This is a genomic window from Paludisphaera borealis (assembly GCF_001956985.1).
GTDB lineage: Bacteria > Planctomycetota > Planctomycetia > Isosphaerales > Isosphaeraceae > Paludisphaera > Paludisphaera borealis.
Genome location: NZ_CP019082.1, coordinates 6,293,994 through 6,313,572, shown reverse-complemented (window position 1 = coordinate 6,313,572; position 19,579 = coordinate 6,293,994). Strand labels below are relative to the sequence as shown.

12 protein-coding genes are annotated in these 19,579 nt (G+C 66.9%); 3 read left to right on the top strand and 9 right to left on the bottom strand.

Annotated features, from left to right (window positions below; all coding sequences use genetic code 11):
- Nucleotides 1–10: 10 nt before the first annotated feature.
- The 3 genes from BSF38_RS24380 to rpsO form a co-directional block, all read right to left on the bottom strand.
- Nucleotides 11–799, bottom strand: a complete 789-nt coding sequence (locus tag BSF38_RS24380) for a two-component system sensor histidine kinase NtrB (protein WP_076349686.1) — start codon at nt 797–799, stop codon at nt 11–13.
- Between the two features lie 121 nt (nt 800–920).
- Nucleotides 921–3,224, bottom strand: a complete 2,304-nt coding sequence (locus tag BSF38_RS24375) for a polyribonucleotide nucleotidyltransferase (protein WP_076349685.1) — start codon at nt 3,222–3,224, stop codon at nt 921–923.
- A gap of 369 nt (nt 3,225–3,593) precedes the next feature.
- Complete coding sequence (gene rpsO / locus BSF38_RS24370; protein ID WP_076349684.1) at nt 3,594–3,863, bottom strand: 30S ribosomal protein S15; 270 nt, start codon at nt 3,861–3,863, stop codon at nt 3,594–3,596.
- A gap of 507 nt (nt 3,864–4,370) precedes the next feature.
- Here rpsO and BSF38_RS24365 point away from each other — a divergent pair.
- Nucleotides 4,371–5,663 (top strand): MFS transporter, encoded by a 1,293-nt coding sequence (locus tag BSF38_RS24365; protein WP_076349683.1) that lies wholly within the window; start codon nt 4,371–4,373, stop codon nt 5,661–5,663.
- Nucleotides 5,664–5,697: 34 nt separating this feature from the next.
- Here the strand turns inward: BSF38_RS24365 and BSF38_RS24360 are convergent, their stop codons facing one another.
- Genes BSF38_RS24360 through BSF38_RS24345 form a run of 4 tightly spaced genes read right to left on the bottom strand, consistent with a single transcriptional unit; the run spans nt 5,698 to nt 12,295 of the window.
- Nucleotides 5,698–8,256: a YfhO family protein gene (locus BSF38_RS24360; protein WP_237170594.1), complete on the bottom strand. Its 2,559-nt coding sequence runs from the start codon at nt 8,254–8,256 to the stop codon at nt 5,698–5,700.
- 33 nt (nt 8,257–8,289) lie between these two features.
- Nucleotides 8,290–9,915 carry a hypothetical protein gene (locus tag BSF38_RS24355; protein WP_145952306.1) on the bottom strand — a complete coding sequence of 542 codons (1,626 nt, stop codon included), beginning with the start codon at nt 9,913–9,915 and terminating at the stop codon, nt 8,290–8,292.
- Complete coding sequence (locus tag BSF38_RS24350) at nt 9,912–10,472, bottom strand: Uma2 family endonuclease (RefSeq protein ID WP_076349681.1); 561 nt, start codon at nt 10,470–10,472, stop codon at nt 9,912–9,914. Before BSF38_RS24350 ends, BSF38_RS24355 begins: the two co-directional genes overlap by 4 nt.
- A gap of 29 nt (nt 10,473–10,501) precedes the next feature.
- Nucleotides 10,502–12,295 carry a TIGR03960 family B12-binding radical SAM protein gene (locus BSF38_RS24345; RefSeq protein ID WP_076351414.1) on the bottom strand — a complete coding sequence of 598 codons (1,794 nt, stop codon included), beginning with the start codon at nt 12,293–12,295 and terminating at the stop codon, nt 10,502–10,504.
- Nucleotides 12,296–12,524: 229 nt separating this feature from the next.
- Between BSF38_RS24345 and pdxA the strand changes: the two genes are divergently transcribed.
- The gene (gene pdxA, locus BSF38_RS24340) at nt 12,525–13,604 is read left to right on the top strand and encodes a 4-hydroxythreonine-4-phosphate dehydrogenase PdxA (protein WP_076349680.1); all 1,080 of its coding nucleotides are present in this window, start codon (nt 12,525–12,527) and stop codon (nt 13,602–13,604) included.
- 271 nt (nt 13,605–13,875) lie between these two features.
- On the opposite strand, the gene BSF38_RS24335 is transcribed toward pdxA, so the two are convergent.
- Nucleotides 13,876–14,910, bottom strand: coding sequence for an NF038122 family metalloprotease (locus BSF38_RS24335; RefSeq protein WP_145952305.1), 1,035 nt, complete (start codon nt 14,908–14,910; stop codon nt 13,876–13,878).
- A 783-nt stretch (nt 14,911–15,693) separates the two neighbouring features.
- Here BSF38_RS24335 and BSF38_RS24330 point away from each other — a divergent pair.
- Nucleotides 15,694–18,345: an amidohydrolase family protein gene (locus BSF38_RS24330; protein WP_237170593.1), complete on the top strand. Its 2,652-nt coding sequence runs from the start codon at nt 15,694–15,696 to the stop codon at nt 18,343–18,345.
- Between the two features lie 5 nt (nt 18,346–18,350).
- Here the strand turns inward: BSF38_RS24330 and BSF38_RS24325 are convergent, their stop codons facing one another.
- Nucleotides 18,351–19,556, bottom strand: coding sequence for a hypothetical protein (locus BSF38_RS24325; protein WP_076349677.1), 1,206 nt, complete (start codon nt 19,554–19,556; stop codon nt 18,351–18,353).
- Between the last annotated feature and the right edge of the window lie 23 nt (nt 19,557–19,579).

Sequence of the window (19,579 nt, the reverse complement as noted above, 5' to 3'; positions counted from 1 at the left end):
GTCTTGACGGTCAAGACGTCCTCGGCGGGGCCGGCAGGCGGATCGAGAATTGCGACCCCTTGTGCGGCACGCTCAGCACCTCGATCGAGCCGCCGTGTCCTTCGATGATGTTGCGGGTCGTCGGCAGGCCGAGTCCACTCCCCCCTTTTCGGGTCGAGTAGAACGGGTCGAAGATCTTGGCCCGCACGTCGTCGGTCATGCCCATCCCGGTGTCGGTCACGTCGAGCACGACCCAGTGGCCGTCGCGGCGGGTGGTCAGGATCAGCTCGCCGCCGTCGGGCATCGCGTGCTCGGCGTTGAGCATCAGGTTGAGGACCGCTTGCTTGAAGACGTCGGCGTCGAGGGGGACGAGTGGCAAGTCGGGGGCGAAGTGGGTGCGGACCACTACCCCGCGCGTCGAGGCCTGCGGCTCGTAAAAATCGCACATCTCCTCGACGACCGTGTTGAGGTTCGTCGGGGACGGCTTCAGATCCTGAAGCCGCGCGAAGCGGAGGAAGTTCTCAAGGATGTCGTGAAGCCTGCGGACCTCGTGCTTGAGCCGGTCGATCCGCTGGCCGGCGCGGCGGTCTCGGGGGGACTCGGCCCCCTGAAAATCCTCGGCCAGCAGGTCGAGGTTGAGCGACAGGGTCGACAGTGGGTTGCGGATCTCGTGCGCCAGGCCGCCGGCCAGTTGCGAGATCTGGGCGTTCTGGACCCGCAGTCGACGTGCGATCTCATGTTCGGCGGCCGCTTCACCGACGACGGCCGGCGATGCGGCGGTGGACGGGCTGACGGCGGCGCCTGCGACGGGATTGGCCATAGGTCTCGATTGCCGGTTCAGGGGCGTGGAGACGGTCAGAGCCGCAAGGGGATGATAAGTCGCGAGCAAGCGCCGGGGACGAGGCCCCGGCGCTGTTCGCATGGACCGGATTTCAAGGATCTCAGCGTCGGGGAGGACCGCCGTAGCCGCCGCGGCCGCCGTCGGGGCCGGAAGGCCGCCGGGGAGGTCCGCCGGGACCGCCGCCGGGTCCGCCCTGGGGACGGTCGGGAGCGCCCGCGGGACGGGTCCGCGAGGCGAACTCGTCGGGCTCGCCGCGCTCGGCGAGGGCCGCCTTGCGGGAAAGCTTGACGCGGTCCTGGTCGTCGACGGCGATCGCCTTGACCAGCATCGGGTCGCCCACATGGCAGATGTCGGTGACGCTGCCGACGTAGCCGTCGGACAGCTCGCTGATGTGGACCAGGCCGTCCTTGCCGGGGAGGATCTCGACGAACGCGCCGAACTCCTTGATGGAGGTCACGCGGCCTTCGTAGATCCGGCCGATCTGGACGCCTTCGGTCATGGCGACGATCTTGTCGCGGGCCGCTTCGGCACCGGCGGCTTCGAGGCTCGAAAGCGTCACGACGCCGCTGTCGTCGATGTCGATCTTGGCGCCGGTCTCGTCCTGGAGGCGACGGATCGTCTTGCCGCCGGGGCCGATGATCAGGCCGATCTTCTCGGGGTTGACCTGGATCTGGATCAGCCGGGGGGCGTTCGTGGAGATCTCTTCGCGCGGCCGCTTGATCGATCGCAGCATGGCCCGCAAGATCTCGAGCCGGGCCTCGTGGGCCTGTTCGAGGGTCTCACGGATGATGTCCTCGGTGATCCCCTGGTTCTTGAGGTCGAGCTGGATTCCGGTGACGCCGCGCTGGGTGCCGGCGACCTTGAAGTCCATGTCGCCGAAGTGGTCTTCGTCGCCGATGATGTCGGTCAGAAGGACGTATCGGCCGGTCTCGTCGTCCTGAACCAGGCCGATCGAGATGCCGCCGACCGGGTCGGTGATCGGCACGCCGGCGTCCATCAGGCTGAGCGTGGCGCCGCAGACCGAGGCCATCGAACTCGATCCGTTCGATTCGAGGATGTCGGAGATCACCCGGATCGTGTACGGGAACTTGGCCGGGACGGGGAGGATCGGGGCGACCGACCGTTCGGCCAGGGCGCCGTGGCCGATTTCGCGACGGCCGGGTCCGCGGATCGGGCGGATCTCGCCGACGGCGAACGGCGGCATGTTGTAGTCGAGCATGAACTTCTTGCTGTACTCGTCCATGATGCCGTCGACGCGCTGCTCGTCGGCGCCGGTTCCGAGTACGGTGGTCACCAGCGCCTGGGTCTCGCCGCGCTGGAAGATGGCCGAGCCGTGGGCCCGGGGCAGGACGCCGACCTCGCACTTGATCGACCGCAGATCCTTCGGGCCGCGGCCGTCGGACCGCTTGCCGTCGAGGATCAAGTTGCGGACGACCTTTTCTTCCACCGCGTGGAAGGCGGTCTTGATCCGCAGGGGGGTGACCGCCACGGGGGCCTGCGAAGAGCCGGCGGGGCCGGCCAGCGGCAGGGCCAGAGCCTCGCCGTCGGCCGGGATCAGCTCCTTGACGATTGACTCGAGCAGCTCTTTGACGGCCGAGTTCCGCTCTTGCTTGAGGACGATCTGCTTGAGTTCGCGGAGCCGCGAGCCGAAGCGGTCGTGAAGAAGCTGGCGGAGCGGGTCGGAAGGGGTCGGCCTCTGGTCGGGGCGGTCGTGGCCGGCCGCTTCGAGCAGCTCGTACTGGAGGGCGATCAACTCCTGGTTGATCCGGTGCCCCTCGATGATGGCGTCGGCCATCTCGGGCTCGGGGATCTCCTCGCCGAACCCTTCGATCATGACGACGGCCTTCGCCGTGCTGGCGACGATCAGGTCGAGGTCGCTGGCGGCGATTTCGTCGGCCGTGGGGAACGCGATCAGCTTGCCTTCGATCCGTGCCAGGCGGACGGCGCCGATCGGGCCCAGGAACGGGGCCTTGGCGAGCATCAGGGCGGCCGAGGCCCCGATGATCGAGAGCACGTCGGGGTCGTTCTGGCGGTCGGCCGAGATCGGACCCGCCTGGATCTGGACCTCTTCGCGGTACCACTCGGGGAAGAGCGGCCGGATGGGCCGGTCGATCAGCCGGGCGGTGAGGATTTCCTTGGTGGTGGGCCGACCTTCGCGCTTGATGAAACCACCGGGGAACTTGCCGGCCGAGTAGGTTTTTTCACGGTAGTCGACCGTGAGCGGGAAGAAGTCGAGCCCTTCGCGGCCCGGGCCGGCCATACTCGTCACGAGCGACATGGTGTCGCCGAGACGGACGACGACGGCGCCGGAGGCCTGCTTGGCGAACCGCCCCGTTTCGATGCTGATCGTCCGGTCGCCGATGGTTCGCTCGACGACCTTGCGGGAGAAAGGCGTATTGGACATGAATGTACCTGGATGAGACTCGGAGTCGTGTGGCGTCGGGATGATCGCGAAGCATGGACGTCGCCGACGACTCTCATGGCTCTCGCCCAGGGCCAGGCGTTGGGGTCGCGGCCGGACGACGCCGGCGGCGAAACGCAAAGCCCCAAGCAGAAGCGGGCCGGACCTCGAAAGGACCGGCCGCTCTTTTCAGCCAGGAAGTAGAATGATCGCCTACGACCGACTCATACTCACGCTCACGAGGGAGCTGCCGGCGGATGTTCGTCCCGGACGACCGAATTTCCTGGTCGGCTTTGGGGCCGAGCGCGTTGGAAATTCTGAAGTCGTGGCACGGCCGAATGGAACCGGTCGTCGGGGAGAGCGGTTCGCCGACTACTTGCGGATGCCCAGGCGGCTGAGCACTTCGAGGTATTTCTTCCTGTCGTGCAGCCGCAGATATTTGAGCAGACCTGAACGCTTGGAAACCATCATCAGCAGCCCTCGGCGGCTGGCGTGGTCCTTGCTGTGCGTCTTGAAATGCCCGGTGAGATCATTGATTCGGGCCGTCAAGAGGGCGATTTGCACCTCCGGCGAACCGGTGTCCTGATCACCGCGGCTGAAAGACCCAATCAGTTCCTGCTTCTTCTCCTTCGTGATGGCCATCTGTCGCCTCAAACCTCCGGCCTTCTCGTTGAGAGCCGTTCTTGTGAATTCCTCTACACTTCAAGTGAACCACAATAGGCGAACTCGCGTCGGAATACAATCCCTTCCCCGGGGTTTCCCGACCCTTAAGTTCGGGAAATGACGGCGAGTCGTCGAACCCCTGTTATCGGCCTCGCTCTCGCCCTTTCTTCGGGAATCCGCGGACTTTGGGCGGACTTCCCCCGCCGGCCCGGGGGGATTCCGCCCCCCTCCCGCGGTGCGGCGACGGGAGCGTCGCGTTCGTGTCGCCGATTCTCCTCCCCCCTTGTAATTGAACGGATTCGACGAGCTACGCGGCCGCGTTGGCCCGGGAGTCTGGAAACCGTGGGTTTTCGGCCTCTCACGCCGTGCGGTCTCCCTCTCGGTTCGTCCACCGTTCGATCGCCGGCGCTGCACTCGGCCCGCGTTTTGCGATGGGGCCGTGGGATAAGGATTCGACATTCCTGCTGTCATGATGAGGAGCCGTTCGTGGAGACCACGCAGCCAGTGCATCTGGAATTCGCGTCGAAAGAGCCGTCGCCGACGAGTCTGCGCGCTCTGGACGGCCTGAATTTCTTCCTCGCCGACGTCCGCGACGGCATGGGGCCGTTTCTGGGGACGTACCTCCGCGACGCCCACAAGTGGGACGCGGGGCGGGTGGGAATCGCCCTGGCGGCGTCGCAGCTCGGGACCGTGCTGGCGCAGACGCCGGCCGGCGCGCTGATTGATCGCATCCGCTGGAAACGGAGGGCGGTGGCGGCGGCGGCGGCCGTGGTGGCGATCGGATGCGCCGTGCTTTACCTCGCGCCGATCCCCGCCGTGGTTGTGATGGCGCAGGCGACGATCGGGGCGGCCGGGGCCCTGCTGCCGCCGGCGATCGCCGCGCTGACCCTGGGGGTGGTCGGGCGCGTGGCGATGGCGGCCCGGACCGGTCGCAACGAGGCGTTCAACCACCTCGGCAACGTGGTCGCCGCCGCGCTCGCGGGAGGGCTCGCTTACCTGTTCGGTTATAGCGGGATGTTCTTCCTCGTGGCCGGAATGGCGGCGTGCGCCATTTTCGCCGTCGCTCTGATCCGCGAACGGGACATCGATCACGTGCTGGCTCGCGGCGGCGACGACGACGGGCGGAACTGCAAACCGATCGGCGTCGCCGCGCTGTTCCAGGATCGGCGGATTCCGATATTCGTCGCGTCGGCCGTCCTGTTCCACCTGGCCAACGCGGCGATGTTGCCGCTCGTCGGCCAGAAGTCGGCCGACGGATTGAAGGAAGGGGCCGCCGTCCTGATGTCGGCCTGTATCATCGCGGCGCAGGTGGTGATGATCCCGGTCGCCGTGCTGGCCAGCCGGTACGCCGAGTCGTGGGGGCGTCGGCCGGTCTTCCTGATCGGCTTCGCCGTGCTGCCGGTGCGTGGACTCTTGTATTGCCTGAGTGTCAACCCCTACTACCTGGTTGCGGTGCAGCTCCTCGACGGCATCGGCGCGGGGATCTTCGGCGTCGTTTCGATCCTGGTCGTCGCGGACCTCACGCGGGGGACGGGGCGATTCAACTTCACGCAAGGTGTGCTGGCGACGGCCACGGGCGTCGGGGCGGGGCTGAGCAACCTGATCGCCGGATTCATCGTCAAGGAGGCGGGCTTCGACGCCGGTTTCATCGCGCTCGCGATCGTCGCCGCGCTGGGCTGTCTGTTCTTCGCCCTGGCCATGCCCGAAACCCGAAACGCCGCCGAGGAGCCGGTCGGAGGAAGCTCCTCAGAGGCCGTTCTCGAAGCCGCCGTGCTCTGATTGACCACGCGAGGCGGGCGGCCGGCGGACCTTCCTACTTCCGCCTCTCGACCATCGCCTCGATGCCCGAGCCCCAGGTGAACTTGTGCCAGGCGCGGTCCCACCGGTTCTGGATCGCCACGTTCCCCGTCGATCCGATTTTCAAGATCGACAGCGCGATGATGAGGACGACGGCGGCGATCCAGATTCGCCTCAGGCGTGTGGCGGTCGCGAGATGGACGTGATCGAGCGATCCGACCCCGATCCGTCGCGGCGCGACGATCAGGCCGACGGAGATCAGCGCTCCGATCGCGGTGAGAGTGAGCCCAAGCGTGAAGCCGGCGGGGCGGTAGTGGAACTCGACGGTGTGCGCGCCCTTGTCGAGATAAACGGCCCGGAACGCGACGTAGGCGGGGGCGATCGGCGCGGGGTTGCCGTCGACGGTCGCTGACCAGCCTGGGTCGAAGGTGTCGGCCAAGATCAGGTAGGCTGGAGTCTGGGCGTCGACTGACACCACGACGTGCTCGGGCAGATCGGTCGTGATCCGCGCCGAGCCGGCGACCTCGGCGTCGGGGCTGAGCGGTCGCGCGGGGTCTTCGACGACGATCCGCGCGTACAGTTCGCGGTTCAGTCGAGTCAGCGCGGCGACGGCGTCCTGCCGGTCGGCCGCGTAGAACGGTTTGCCAGCCAGGCGCGCGCGGGGCAACGCGTTCTTGTTCACATGCACGAAGGCGTCGCCGACGGGCGTATTGGGGACGAAGCTGGATCGCTGGAGCCGGCCCGTGATGATGTGGCTGACGCTGTCGAGATCGAACCGGCCCGCCTTGTACATGGCGTTGTCGGTGTAATCGAGGATGCGCCGGGGGATCATCGGCGTCTCCCCCTTGGACGACGCCAGGCCCCAGGCGGCCGGCAGGCTCCAGTTGAGGGTGTCGCGGACCCGCATGAAATCGATCGGCTCCGACGCGAAGCCGGGCTCGCCCGAACTCTTGTCGCCGGTCGCGAAGACGCGGATGAACGAGGGGTCGGCCTTGAGCCGGTTGACGATCTCCGGCGGCGACGTCCAGTAAGCGGGATCGACCGTCGGAGCGTCGTCCTTGTGCGCCCCGAGGAGATCGAGCAGGACCAGGACCGGCAGGCACGCGGCCAGCCTCGCCCGCGGCCTGGGGCGCGACGTCTTCGACGCGCGCCAGGCCAGCCCGAGACCGAGCGCGACCAGGACGCCCGTCCGCGCCGCGCCGGTGAGCAGCTCGCGGCCCAGCCAGCGGTAACGGGCAAGGTGGTATGGGAGCGTCCAGCGTTTGGGGTCGTTCCAGATCGGCTCATAGACGAAGAACAGGATCGGCGCCGAGACGACCACGATCACGACGACGAGGCCGATCGCCGCGCGAAGGCTCACTACGCCGGGCCGCTGCAACCGCTCGACTCCGACCGCCGCCAGCGCGGCGACCGCCAGCGCGACCCAGAGATGAAACCGCACCGGCTCGCGCGAGCTGCCGAGGATCGGGATCTTGTGGGCGTAGTCGAACAGGAAGGTGAACCGACCCAGCATCAACAGGCCGCCGGTGATCGCCAACAGCGCCCAGAAGGTGGTCCAGCGATCCTTCGCGCCGGGACCCGCCGCGCCGACGACGGCGAGCGCCAGGCCGAGCAAGCCGAGGTAGGTGTCCATCTCGTGGTACGGATAGAAGCCGTCCATCCAGTCGGTGTCGCGGGCGCGGGTGCCGTAGGCTTCACGCAGTGCCAGCGTGGGGAGCAGCTCGGGACTCCACGAGCCGAACGTCAGTTCGTCGTACGAGAGCCCGCCGGCCCGCGGCGAGCGGTCGAGCAGCTCCTTCGAAGGGACCCACTGGACGGCCGCGAGCACGACCCCCAGCGCGACCAGGCCGAACGTCCGGGCGAGCACGGCGCGACGCTCGGGCTTCGAGGCGGCGGTCGCGGCGCGGTAGAGCCCGTACGAGCCGAGAATCCCCGAGCAAAGGATGACGTCTTGCAAGTGGCCGGCGAAGACCTGGCAGGCGATCGCGAGGGCTCCCAGCACCACCCCGCGCCAGGCGCCCGAGGCCCACGCCCATTCGAGCGCCCAGACGGCGAACGGCACGCTGGCCAGGGCGTTGATCATGCTCGTGTGGACCAGATGGGCCCAGGTGAAGCCGCCGACGCCGAAGAGCGCCGCGCCGGTCAGAGCGCCGGCCGGTCCGACGTGTCGCCGGAGCCAGCCGTACGTCCCCGCGCCGGCCAGCCAGATCGACAGCACGGTGTCGAAGTTGAACGCCTTCCAGGTCTCCATCCAGGGATAGAACAGGTACTTGAGCGGGTGGAGATAACCCGCCTGGCTCTCGCTGAACAGCGGCAGGCCGTTGTAGAGCCACGGACACCAGCGCGAGAACCGACCCGCCTTCAACTCCTCGGCGAAGAAGTAGCGGTACGGATAATTGATCTCGGTGACGTCGAAGTAGAAGAACGCCCCGCGCAGGCTGACGGCGTCCCAGAAGATCCAGCAGACGGCGACGGTCCAGGCGAGGAGCGCGACGACGTCTCCCCACCCTCTGCCCGGCGGTTGGAACCACGACGACTCGTCTTCGACACCCGGCATCGGTTCCAACTGCGACACGAAACGCCCTCGCGAATTGCGGATCTCAATGGTTCAAGGTCGATCGGGCTGCTTCGCGATCGGCCAGCTCGCGATCGTCGTCCCGCGCTCCCGGAACAGAATCCGGCCCCCGTCGCCGATCGCCCGCCGCAGAAACGCCTGATCCTCGGCCGTGGGGCGGGCGATCAGGGTCTCGGAACGGCCGCCGGGAAGGTCCTTCGACCACTCGGGGAACCGGTTCGGGTAGATCGGATGAGGCGTCCCGCGCAGCGGCCGACGACTCAGGAAGGCCAGCCGGTAGGCGTCCCAGTAGCCCGCCGCGAAGTCGACGACCTCGGGATGCTCGCCCAGCCACCGCAGCGCGGGATCGTCGAGCGGACGATGGACGACGGCCCATCGATCGTCGATCCATCCCAGACGACGATACCATGCCGCGGCGTCGAGCGTGAACAAGCCGCCGATCGCAACGGCCGTCGCGATCACGACCGCCAAGCCGCGTCTCGACCACCCCCCCACCGCCTCGGCCGCCAGGCCGAAGCCCAACGCCCAGGGGATCAGCAGCAAGACGAGATAGCGATAATTGTCGGAGTTGAAGATGTTGCGATTCACGACGAAGGCCGACAGGATCGCCGCCGTCGAGATCAACAGCCCGAACGCCATCGCGGACTTCCCCGCCCGCCGGCCGAGAAATCCGAACGACGCGACGAAAAGCCCAACCGCAAGAGGCGTCAATAACGCCGCGACGAGGCTGATCGATGACGCTCGTCCGCTCGTCTTCTGGATAGGCGCCGCCTGGCCCAGCAAGGCCGGATCGGGGTCGGCCTCCAGTCCCGGAAGCCGGTGGCCGGCGATCAGGCGCGGCAGGCAGTCGAGGAACAAGATCCGCGCGTGCTCGGTCAGGACGGCTGAATCCAGGCTCCACGCGAATTGCTCGTTATAGGCGTCGTGCGGTTCCATCCACCGGCCGATCGGACGCGGCGCGTAGCCGATCGCGAAACCGGCGACGAGGCATAGGCCGCACGCCAGCGCCCGCGAAGCGCGCCAGGCGTCGCCGCGCGTCACGATCACGGCGGCCATTCCGCTCGGAACGAGGCCGAGCAGCGTCATGAGGAACAGCGAATCGAGGTAGACGCCGAGCCCGCAGAAGACCCCGAGCGCGAAGCCCCGCGCCGGGCTCGGTTTCGACGCGAAATGCATCAGCAGCCACCACGCCCAGGCGCTCCAGGCGGCGGCGAGCATGTGGCCGCCGGTGATCCGGCCGGTCAGCCAGATCGTCCCCGTCGACGCGAAGGCCAGCGGCACGAGGCTCCAGCCGGCGACCCTCGGCCCGAAGCCCTTCCAGGTCGTCGCGAAGACGCCGCCGACCAGCAGCAGATATGCGAGCGTCCCGCCGCTGACGAGGGTCGCGGGCGAGACGCCCCAGAGCTTGGCGGGAACCCAGCTCAGCAGCACTGAGCCGGTCCCCATGTAGGGCGTCCCCGGATAGTGCCACCGCCAGTGCCCCTGAATCGCCTCGCTCAGCGTGAGACCGTCGACGGCCAGGTCGCTGTCGAGATGGACGTCGGCGTTGACGATCAGGGGCGCCCGGATCACGGCGCTCCACCCCAGCGCGGCGAGCAGGGCGATCCAGGGGACCGTTCGTATCCAGCGTGGCGAGAGGGAGGATGCGGCCGGGATCAAAGAAAGACGTCCGAAACGAGGCACCGAAAACCGGGAAGCTCGGGGAGGTTCTCGATCGTCTGATCCAGTTGCAGAACGACAGGAGGAGCGTCGAACGTGCGGTACACGGCGACGGTCCGGCTCTTTGGATAGACCACCCAGACCATCAGCACGCCGGCGTTCAGGTATTCGCCGATCTTTTGAAGCATCGCGCCCGGACGATTGCCCGGGGACGACACCTCGACGACGAGATCTGGCGCAACGGGGGGCAAGGCTCTGCTAACTTGCGATCGCGGCCACCGGGCGTGGCTGTAGAAGCAGACGTCCGGGCCGCGAACCGTGTCCGGACTGCGTTCCGTGAGGACGGCGGAGTCGTTCGAGAGTGTGTAGCCGAATCCCGAACGCCGGCCGTATTCCCAGAGAATGCCGGCGATGTTGCCGCAGATCAGGCCGTGTTCAGGACTCGGCGGCGACATGCGGACAACCTCCCCGTGGACCAGCTCGAACGTCCCTTCTCCGAGGTCCGCAGTCAGGAACTGCTCGGCGGTCAGCAGGCGAGTCGTCAGTTCGGCGGCCATTGAGAACGCTCCAGGATGACTCTCGTCGATCACACCGCCCCGGCCATGGCCTCAAGCTGGACGACGGAGCGGTTCTGCTCCTTCACCAGGTAGTCGCGGCCGTACTTGATATGGATGTGGTCCCAGGGGAGCACCTCGTCGGTGGGCCGGTCGCGGTGGCTGTACCACTCGACGTCGATGCCCAGATCCTCGAACGTCTTCCACCACAGCTTGTGATCGAAGTATTCGGTCCAGGCGTCGAGCCGGGCCCCGCGCCGCCAGGCTTCCTCGAGCGCGGCGGCGACGCGGCGGTCGCCTCGGGTCATGATCCCTTCGAGCATGCTCCGCTCGATGTCGTGTCCTTTGATCGTGACCGTGCGAATCCGGACCCGGGACCGCAGGTACTTGTGGGCCCACTTGAGGTAGTCGCGGGACTGGATGCCGTTCCACTGGTAGGGGGTGTGCGGCTTGGGGATGAAGTTGGAGACGCTGGCGATCACCTCGGCGTGCCGGCCGGTGACGTCCTTGCCGATCCGCGCGATGGTCTCGGCCATCTCGATGATCCCGTCCAGGTCCGCCGGCCGCTCGCCGGGGAGCCCGCACATGAAGTAGAGCTTGACCTTCTTCCACCCTCGGCGAAACGCCTCGGCGCAGCCTTCGTACAGGTCGGTGTTGTTGATCGGCTTGCGGATCTGCTCGCGCATGTCGTCGCGGGCGACCTCGGGCGCGAGGGTCAAGCCACTCCGCCGCCCCTCCTGGAGCAAGGCCGGGATCTTCTTGAGCGTCTCGGTGATCCGCAGGCTCGGCAGCGAGATCTTGACCCCCAGCGGCGTGAAGACCTCGCTCATCCGCGTGACCAGGCGCTCGAAGTCGGGGTAGTCGCTGGTCGACAGCGACAGCAGGCTGATCTCGTCGTAGCCGGTGTTGCGGTACGATTCGAGGGCCGCGTCGACGATCGTCTCGACGGTGCGGTAGCGGAGCGGGCGCTTGATGACCGTGCTCTGGCAGAACCGGCACTGCCAGGGGCAGCCGCGCATGATCTCGATGGCGATCCGGTCATGCGCGGTCTCGACGACCGGGACGACCGGCCTGACAGGCAACGGCGTGCCGTCCAGATCCTGGATCACGCACGGCCGGATGCCGGCCGGCACGTCGTCGCGGAGCCGGCGGATCTCGACGATCGTGCCGTCCTCGGCGTAGATCGGCTCGTAGAACCGAGGCGCGTACGCCCAGTTGACCGAGCCGACGATCCGCGCCAGCTTCTCCTCGCGCGACAGGCCCGAGCCCTTCATCTCGCGCCATTGTTCGCAGACGACCGGCAGGCTGGGCTCGCCGTCTCCCATGACGAACAGGTCGATGAACGGCGCGAGCAGCTCGGGGTTCTGGCCGCCCGGGCCCCCGGCGATGACCAGGGTGTCGTCGTCGCCGCGATCCTCGGCGTGGAGCGGAATCCCGCCGAGGTCGAGCATCGTCAGGACGTTCGAGTACGAGATCTCGTACTGGAGCGTGAAGCCGAGGACGTCGAACTGGTTGAGCGGCGTGAACGTCTCCAGGCCGTAGAGCGGCAGACCGTGCTCGCGGAGGCCGGCCTCGAAGTCGGGGAGCGGCGTGAACGCCCGCTCGCACGCCCAGCCCAGATCGTTCATCAGGCTGTAAAGGACCTGGAGCCCGTGATGGCTCATCCCGATCGAATACGTGTCGGGAAACGCCAGGCAGAGCGTTCCCTGAACGGTGCTGTGATCCTTGGCGATGCTGTTCAGCTCGCCGCCGACGTACTGCGCGGGCGTCCGGACCTTCGTCAAGATCCGAGAAACGACGGCGTCTTTGAGTTTCTGGTTGAGCATCGGCGCGTACCCCCGCGAGGTGATCGTCGAAATGGCTGAAACGGTCGGTTCCGCAACCGCAAGGGTCGTCCAGAACATACGGACCTGAGCCAAGGCCGGCGTTCTCGCAATCCTGGTCGAGAACGGGTCATGCTTCGCATCTTAACCGGGGCTTGCGCCGCTGAACAGCCGACCCACGCGGCCTCGACTCTTCTGGACAAGCCGAAGCCTTGATCTCACAATCATAGGGATGACCACGCCTTCGAACGACAAGCCGATACATCCCCCTGAGCGACCGACCGTGGCCTTGACGATGGGCGACGTTGCGGGCGTCGGCCCCGAGGTCATCGCCAGGGCCTGGACCGACCCGGCGCTGCACGCGCTTTGCCGGCCGCTGGTGATCGGCAGCGCCGCCGTCCTTCGCCGCGCCTTCGACCTGGCGGGCCTCGACGTCCGCGTCCAGGAGATCGACCGGCCCGAGGACGCCGAGTCGTCCCCAACCACCGCCCCCTGCCTCGATCCTCCGGGCTCGGCGCGGGTCGAGGACGTCCTCCCCGCGCGCGTCGACGCTCGCGCGGGCCGCGCGGCGCACGACTATCTGAATTACGCGATCGACCTGGCTCTGAAAGGTCGAATCGACGCGATCACGACCCTGCCGTTGAACAAGGAATCGCTCCACCTGGCCGGAATCCGCCACCCGGGGCACACCGAGATCCTCGCCGACCGGTGCGGGACGCCCGACCACGCGATGATGCTTTACCTCGCGGCCGACCGGAATTCCGCCAGGGCGCCGATTCGGCCCGGTCTGGGCGTCGTTCACGTCACGCTGCACATGGCCTTGCGCGACGTCTTCGACGCGATCACGGTCGATTCGGTCGCCGCCAAGATCCGGCTGGCCGACCGGGCGCTTCGACCACTGACGGCTGGCAGGCGGCCCAAGATCGCCGTCTCATCGCTCAACCCCCACGCCGGCGAGAACGGCCTGTTCGGCGACGAGGAAGTCACGATCATCCGGCCGGCCGTCGACTTGACCCGGGCCGAGGGGTTCGACGTCTCGGGGCCTCTTCCCAACGACACGCTCTACATCAACGCCCTCTCGGGCGCGTTCGACGCCGTGGTCGCGATGTACCACGATCAGGGGCACATTGCGCTCAAGACCGCCGGATTCCGGCGCGGGGTGAACGTCACCCTCGGCCTGCCGATCGTGCGGACGAGCGTCGCTCACGGCACGGCGTTCGACATCGCCTGGCAAGGGACCGCCGACCCTTCCAGCCTGATCGAAGCCGTCCGCGTCGCCGCCCAGATCGTCGCCGCCTCGCGGAGTGATTAGCCTCCCGCGTGATCCTGGGGATTCACAAGAACAAAAGTCGCCCGAGCGTTCGAGTCGGATTTGGAGCGAGGCGGCTTGCTTCCCGCCTTTCGGTGGGCGGCAAGGTTTTGCTCCTTGAATTCAATGTGATTCAGGCCTGACCCCTTTCCCCCCTCCGAGAGCGTGGCCAAGCCGGAGTCGAATCACGGGCGGGACGAGCTCGGAAGTCGATCGGAGATCAACCAGGTGGGCTCGTCCTGCGCCCTGACGGACGCGATGCAACGCAGCCGGGTTACGCCGCGACCCTCGCGCGTTGCTTGGAGCGCGACCAGCAATGGCCCGAGAAGAACAGAATTGCAGTGCCCAGCATCGCGAAGCTCGAAGGCTCCGGCACGGCTTGCGCCGAGAGGCTGTAACCAATCGCACTGAATGACGCGAGCTCATTCGCCCCCAAGGCCGGATTCGTTCCGGGAGTGCCGAACGCGTCTTGTACTTGGGGATTGGCACCGCCTGCCCAATCTCCGTAGTCAGCCCCTGCTATTTGATTGAAGTAGGAGAGGACCGTTTTGCCCCCATCGAGGGAAAAGTAGGAGTTCGCGTTCTGATCGGTCGTGAAGCTGCGGACGCCAGGCGCGGAATATCGGTAGAGATCCAACGATCCAACGCCAGAGAGACTGGTCCCGAGGAACGAGCCGAGGCCGCCGATGCCGAGAGCCTCGTCCAGCTCGTGGTTCGCGACGGCCTGAAGGCCGTAGTACCCAGCGAGGCCCTGTGGCGGGCTGGTGATCGACGTATTCAATCCGATGATCGTGTCGTATGTGCCTCCCGGGCCCGTGACCACGCCAGGAGTGTCGAATCCAAGCATCCTGCCTTGCGGCGCCGAAATCTCCATCGACGTGCTGCCATTGACGGGGTTGGGCGAGGACGAGGACGTGGGAGCCTGGCCCAACGAAGCGAGGGCGGTGAGCTGCTCAGGCGTGGTCATGTGAGCCTTCAACGCATTGTAGTAATCAAAATAGGATAGGGTGTAAACACCAGACGTGCTCTCGCCCAATCCGCTGTTCATGTTCTGGAAAAGGATCGAAACCGTGATCGGACTGGAGATGTCGTGTTCAAGAACACTGATCGCGGAGTTGATGGCGCCTTCGATCGCAACCGCGTCGGGCAGGCTGGTGATCGAGCTGTCGAACGTCGCGTTGATCGTCAACCCACTGTAGGCCTGGGCGTTGCTACAGAGCATTGAGGCCGCGACGACAGGGGCCAAAAGGCCCCAGGCAAGGAAGCGGTGGCGCTGCGGGCGCCCTGTCAATCCATCAACATTCTTCATTGAAGTGATCCTCAGGGTGAAGTGATGCGCGCAGGCTCGCTGCGCAATCAGGAATCCGATTCCCAAAAGTTCGGTCGGCGCGCTGACGTCGACGTTCGTGACGAATGTTGCTTTTTGGCAACACGCCCGTTACGCCCGAGGCCCGAGACGAGAAACGCTTCTAGCGGCCTTTGTCGAGGTCCGCCGTACCGGGGTTTATGCCAAGGCTCAGGACCACCTGGAGGCCTCTGCAATTGGGCTCTTCGTCGTCGCCCACCTCACCGGTAGTCCTCCACCAATACTGCGACATACTTCTCATCCACAGAATATTGGCGACATCCATGGCGCAGAATCTAGCAAGCGCCGAGACGGATTTCAATCGCTAAATGAAGAAATATTCACAATGTTTGTGCAAGGCTTGACGATCCGGTTTGAGTTTCGTCGCGGCCGATTCCACAAAGCAACACTCATGACCTTAAAAAGGTCGCCCCACCCCATGAAAAGGGAGGTTCGGGGTGGCTCGGGTCCGAATACAAGCTCGAAGCGCCAGCGAGTGAATCTCCGTCGGGCCATTGGAGGCATCCACTCGCTGGCGCTTCGAGCTTGTATTCGGGGCAGGCCTTCGCGAGGCCATTTTCAGATACTCCAGAGGGAATGACGGTTCAGTCGCACGCTACGCGTCCTGGCGTCTCCGACGAGCTTTCTGTTTTCAGGTCCCTTACCGCTCTCTTTCCCGCCTCCTCGCGTCGGTGTAGGCTTGCCCCGTGCCACCCAACGTCTCGACACCCCCGCGCGGACGTCATGATGCTCAAGACACTCGCCTTCTCATTGGCCTTGCTGACCGTCGTATTCGCCCTGGTCGTCCCCGCATCGGCGGCGGGCCCGCCTCATGACAGGGTCAAGGAGGCGGTGACGAAGGGGCTGGCGCTGGTCCAGAAAGCGGCCTCGAATTACCCCACGCATCGCGACTGCTTCTCCTGCCACCACCAGACGCTGCCGATGTTGGCGACGGTCAAGGCCCATGATGCGGGCGTCAGCGCCGATGAGACGCTGCTCCAGGCCCAGGCCGAGTTCACCCTGGAATCGTTCGTCGAGAAGCGATCGGCGATGAAGGCGGGCAAGGGGGTCGGCGGCGGCGCGATGACGGTTGGTTACGGCCTCTGGACCCTCGACATCGGCGGTCTGGAAGCCGACGAGACCACCGACGCCATGACGTCGTTCCTCCTCAAGACGCAGGGCAAGGACGGCCGATGGACGACCGGCGGGCGCCCGCCGATGGAAGAATCGGCGGTGACATGCACGGTGATCTCGGCGTACGGGCTGAAGAGTTTCGCCCGGGGGCCGGACAAGGCGCCGGCGGACGCCGCCGTGGCCAGCGCCCTGCGCTGGATCGAGAACGCCCCTCGGTCAGTCCAGGAAGATTACAGCTCGCAGCTCTGGGGACTGACCCTCCTGGGCGCCGGATCGGACGCGATCACGCGGGCGAGAGAAAGCGTGCTCGCCAGGCAAAACGAGGACGGCGGCTGGTCGTCGGCCGACAAATTGCCGAGCGACGCCTACGCCTCGGGCCAGGCCCTCGTGCGTCTGAGCGAGTCGGGCGCGAGTCCGAGTTCTCCGGCCTTTGAACGGGGTGTCCGTTACCTCCTGGAGAGCCAGCAGCCGGACGGTTCGTGGCGGATGGAGACGCGGGCGAAGCCGGTCCAGGAGTACTTCGACAACGGCGACCCGCACGGCAAGCACCAGTTCATCTCGACCCCCGCGACCTGCTGGGCCGTCGCCGCGCTGGCGGTCGCGATGCGGCCTGAAGCTGCGAAGGCCGAGGCCGCGGTCGAGCCGCTCGACCTGCTGATCCGCGGCGGCACGATCGTCGACGGCTCGGGGAACCCCGCGTACCGGGGCGACGTCGCCGTGCGGGGCGACCGGATCGAGGCCGTCGGCCGCATCCCGGCCGGCACCCCCGCGCGTCGCGTGATCGAAGCCCGTGGGCTGATCGTCGCGCCGGGCTTCATCGACATACACTCGCACTCCGATATGACTTTATTCGAAGACGGCGCCGGGACGAGCAAGGTCAGCCAGGGCGTGACCACCGAGGTGCTCGGCGAGGATTCGTCGGGGGGGCCTTCGCTGGGCAAGCTCCACCCCAAAAGGGTCAAGTTCGGCGACAAGACCTTCGAGTGGACGACCCTCGGCGGTTATTTCGACGCCCTCGAACGGAGCAAGATCGCGCCGAACGTCGCCTCGTACGTCGGCCTCGGGACGCTCCTCGACTGCGTGACCGGCGACGCTTTGGACCGGCCGACCGCCGCGCAACTGGAGGAGGTGAAGACCCTCCTCGACGGCGCGATGAGCGAGGGAGCGTTCGGCCTCTCGACGATGCTCGCCGGGCCGAGGGAACTCAAGGTGACGACGGACGACCTCGTCGCGCTCGTGGACGTCGTCCGGCGGCACGGCGGGATCTTTTCGAGCCACATGCGCAACGAGGGGACGGACGTCTTCGCCGCGATCGACGAGGCGATCACCATCGGCGAACGGGGGGACGTGCCCGTCGACATCCTCCATCTGAAGATCGCCGACCAGGCCTTCTGGGGGAAGATGGATCAGGTCGTCGCCCGGATCGAGGACGCGCGGCGGCGGGGCGTGAACGTCCAGGCGAACATCTACCCCTACACGCGCGGCAACAACGACCTCGTGACCATCATCCCCCCCTGGGCTCACGAAGGGGGCAAAACAGCGCTGCTCGCCCGCCTGAAAGACCCGTCGCAGCGCGACAGGCTCAAGGCCGAGATCCGCGACGGCCTGCCCGGCTGGTACGACCATTACAAGGCCGTCGGCGGCGACTGGTCGCGGATGCTCGTCAGCGCCCGGCTGACCCCGAAGAACGTCGCGTTCGAGGGCAAGACGATGGACGTCATCCTCGCGGCGAAGGCGAAGTCGAGCCCGGATCAGGCCAAGGCGGATCCGCTCGACCTCTTCCTCGACTTCCTGATCGAGGAGGGGGGCTCGGTGTCCACCATCTACGCGCACCACACCGAGGAGGACATGAACCTGGCGCTCCGGCAGCCGTGGTGCTCGATCGGTTCCGACGGCCTCGCGCTGGCCGTCGAGGGGAGCCTCCGCCGAGGGCATCCGCATCCCCGCAGCTTCGGCACGTTCCCGCGCGTCCTGGGGGTCTACGTCCGGGAGCGTCGGCTTCTGGCCGTCGAGGACGCCGTTCGAAAGATGTCCTCCTTGAACGCGGCCAAGCTCGGCATCCAGGACCGCGGCCTGCTCCGCGCTGGGATGTTCGCCGACGTGACGGTCTTCGACCCGAAGACCGTCGTCGACAAGTCGACCTATCTCGAACCGTTCCATTACAGCGAAGGCATCGTCCACGTGCTGGTCAACGGCCGCCCTGTCTTCCAGAACGGCAAGGCGACTGGCGACAGGCCCGGGCGGGTCATCCGCCACAAGGGTTGATCGGTCTACCGCCGCACGACCTCGGCGGCGACCCAATCCGTCTGGATCTCGCCCGGCCAGACGGAGCGGACCTCGGGATCGGTCCAGCCGAGGTTCGGGTCGGCGATCAGTATCACGCGTATCGCGCGGCGGCCGGGGCGGTCGATGACGCCTTCGGGCAGTGCCGGGCCCATCGCCGGGGTCAGGTCGTGGCGCGTCGGCGGTTGCGCCGTCGTCGCCGAATCGTCGCGAATCGACCGGCCGTGAGCGATCAGCACGCCGCCGGAGATCCGCGATTCGACCCCTTCGATCTCGATCCAGACGCGGTGGGCCAGGTCGTGAGGCAAGGGGGACGATACGACCAGTTGCGGCGGGTTGCGGATCATCAATTCTCCGCCGAGCGGGAGGAACCGGGGACTCGATCCAGAGGCCGTCGCGGCGTCTTCCAGCCGGACGGCACGGCTCATCGCCGCTTCGCGAGCCGCGTCGGGCGAGGCCAAGAGCGAGTCGACGGCCAGCCGGGGGTCGAATTCGAAGCTGAACGGAACGTGGGGGAGTTCGATTTGCCAGGAGTCGGTCAGTCCGACGGTGCGGACCCGAGCCTGGAGCGCCAGCCGGTGCGGGCCGTCGGTCTCGAAGTCGGCCGGAACGATCGAGAACTCGACGTTTCCCTCGCCGGCGTTCGGTGACGATTCTTCTTCGATCGCCGCCCGCCGCGCTCCGCTGATGCGGTGCGACCATTCCAGGTTCTCGGGAGCCAGGCCGGGGCCTTCGGACGACAGGAACGGCAGCCCGTAGCGGACCCGGATCGGGATCTCGCAGTTCAGGTCGCGCGGGTAGCGTCGGCGGGCTCCCCAGGTCACGTGGAAGGCCCGGCGCACCAGCGCCTGCTCTTCCTCGGCGATCAGCTCATCCTCGCTCCAGAGGATCGCGATCGCGCGGGCGGCGGCTTCGCGGACGGCGACCGAGGCCGCCTCGCCCTGGAGCCGGAACAGCTCGTGCAGGCCCGCGCGGCCGAACCGGGCCGCGGCTTCGACTTCCTCCGGCCGAACATTGGGCTGGACGAGCCGCGCGATCAACTTGCGGGCTGCGAACGCGTGCAAAAGCCTCCGGCCGCCGCCGACCACGACGACCAGGCCGAGCACGGCGAGCACGCCGGTCCGGGGTTCGGCGAGCCAGTTGCGACCGCTCGGGGCGGCTTCGTCGCGGGAGCGGTCGGCGCTGGACTGCATAACGTCGTGAGACCTCGTGGAGA

Coding starts and splice junctions, on each gene's coding strand:
- BSF38_RS24325 (WP_076349677.1), bottom strand. CDS start 19,556: ATGCAGTCCAGCGCCGACCGCTCCCGCGACGAAGCCGCCCCGAGCGGT.
- BSF38_RS24380 (WP_076349686.1), bottom strand. CDS start 799: ATGGCCAATCCCGTCGCAGGCGCCGCCGTCAGCCCGTCCACCGCCGCA.
- BSF38_RS24350 (WP_076349681.1), bottom strand. CDS start 10,472: ATGGCCGCCGAACTGACGACTCGCCTGCTGACCGCCGAGCAGTTCCTG.
- BSF38_RS24335 (WP_145952305.1), bottom strand. CDS start 14,910: ATGAAGAATGTTGATGGATTGACAGGGCGCCCGCAGCGCCACCGCTTC.
- BSF38_RS24345 (WP_076351414.1), bottom strand. CDS start 12,295: ATGCTCAACCAGAAACTCAAAGACGCCGTCGTTTCTCGGATCTTGACG.
- BSF38_RS24375 (WP_076349685.1), bottom strand. CDS start 3,224: ATGTCCAATACGCCTTTCTCCCGCAAGGTCGTCGAGCGAACCATCGGC.
- BSF38_RS24330 (WP_237170593.1), top strand. CDS start 15,694: ATGCTCAAGACACTCGCCTTCTCATTGGCCTTGCTGACCGTCGTATTC.
- rpsO (WP_076349684.1), bottom strand. CDS start 3,863: ATGGCCATCACGAAGGAGAAGAAGCAGGAACTGATTGGGTCTTTCAGC.
- pdxA (WP_076349680.1), top strand. CDS start 12,525: ATGACCACGCCTTCGAACGACAAGCCGATACATCCCCCTGAGCGACCG.